This is a genomic window from Bacillus sp. JJ1127 (assembly GCF_036965845.1).
Taxonomy (GTDB): Bacteria; Bacillota; Bacilli; order Bacillales; family Bacillaceae_G; genus Bacillus_A.
The window spans coordinates 1-1,540 of record NZ_JBALQK010000412.1 but is presented as its reverse complement, the minus strand read 5'-3'; the positions used below and the strand labels follow the sequence as shown (position 1 = coordinate 1,540).

Annotated in this window: 1 protein-coding gene; it reads left to right on the top strand. The window is 34.2% G+C overall.

The features are described 5' to 3' along the window. The first annotated feature begins 258 nt into the window (after nt 1-258). Nucleotides 259-1,392 carry a zinc-dependent alcohol dehydrogenase gene (locus V7183_RS25295; RefSeq protein WP_335361255.1) on the top strand — a complete coding sequence of 378 codons (1,134 nt, stop codon included), beginning with the start codon at nt 259-261 and terminating at the stop codon, nt 1,390-1,392. Nucleotides 1,393-1,540: the final 148 nt, after the last annotated feature.

Here is a 1,540-nt window from a genome sequence, read left to right as displayed (position 1 = left end):
GTTCAGTGTAGCCTATCCAGTTATCCTTTTTATAGGAATTAGATTGTGTATAAATATTGATTTTCTTCTTAAAATAAAATAGGGCTAAAAGACATAGTAAAGAAAAGCTGCTATAAAATACTTTCATAATAACGCCATGTATACTTCCTGATTCTCTTTTAGTCCCTCTTTAGAGTAAATAAAAGAAAGATTTCTGCTTTACCAAGAGATAAATATAAAGTATGTTTTGAGAAATTATTAAAAAGGAGATATGTGATTATGAAAGCTGTAACCTATCAAGGACCAAACCAAGTACAGGTTAAACAAGTTGATGATGCAAGAATAGAAAAAAAAGATGATATTATTGTAAAGATTACTTCAACCGCTATTTGCGGTTCTGATTTACATTTATATCAAGGCAACATGCCTTTACCTCAAGGATACATTATTGGCCATGAGCCAATGGGAATTGTTGAAGAGGTGGGTCCGGATATCACCAAAGTGAAAAAAGGAGATCGTGTTGTTATCCCCTTTAATGTTGCTTGTGGACATTGTTTCTATTGCCAACATGAAATGGAAAGTCAATGTGACAACTCAAATCCTCATTATGATTCTGGTGGATACTTTGGTTATACAGAGAAATTTGGTAACTATCCAGGTGGACAAGCAGAATATTTAAAAGTTCCTTTTGGAAATTTCACTCCATTTGTTATACCGGAATCATGCGAACTTGAGGATGATTCCCTACTGTTTTTATCTGATGTTTTACCAACAGCTTATTGGAGTGTAATAAATGCAGGTGTAAAACCAGGTGATACTGTTATCGTCCTTGGTTGTGGACCTGTTGGATTAATGACGCAAAAATTTGCTTGGATGAAAGGGGCTAAGCGTGTAATTGCAGTGGATTACTTAGATTATCGGATAAATTATGCAAAAAAGATTAACAATGTTGAGGTATTTGAGTTTACAAAATTCCCCGATATGGGAGAACATTTAAAGGAAATTACGCATGGTGGTGCCGATGTAGTCATTGATTGTGTGGGGATGGATGGAAAGAAATCACCCTTGGAATTTCTTGAACAAAAATTAAAATTACAAGGTGGAACTCTCGGTCCTATTCAAATTGCTACTAAATCCGTAAGAAAATGTGGAACGGTCCAAATGACCGGCGTTTATGGTGGCAACTATAATGTATTTCCACTCGGTGCATTTTGGGTTAGAAATATTAATCTTAAAATGGGACAAGCACCTGTCATTCATTTTATGCCTGAACTGTTGGAAAAAATAACAAAAAACGAATTTGATCCAAAGGAGATTATTACACACAAAATCCCCCTTGAAGAAGCGAGCTACGGTTATCAAATTTTTAATAATCATGAAGATAATTGTATAAAGGTCATTCTGAAACCTTGAAGCTACATCCTTTTTAATTGATTATTTTTAATCACACGTGTTGATTAACCAAAATTATACAGTATTTATTTGGTTTATTTGCCGATGGAATGCTAGTATTTCTGTCAAATAAATTCTCCAATCAAACGGCAGAGTATCACAAAGAAAC

Coding starts and splice junctions, on each gene's coding strand:
- V7183_RS25295 (WP_335361255.1), top strand. CDS start 259: ATGAAAGCTGTAACCTATCAAGGACCAAACCAAGTACAGGTTAAACAA.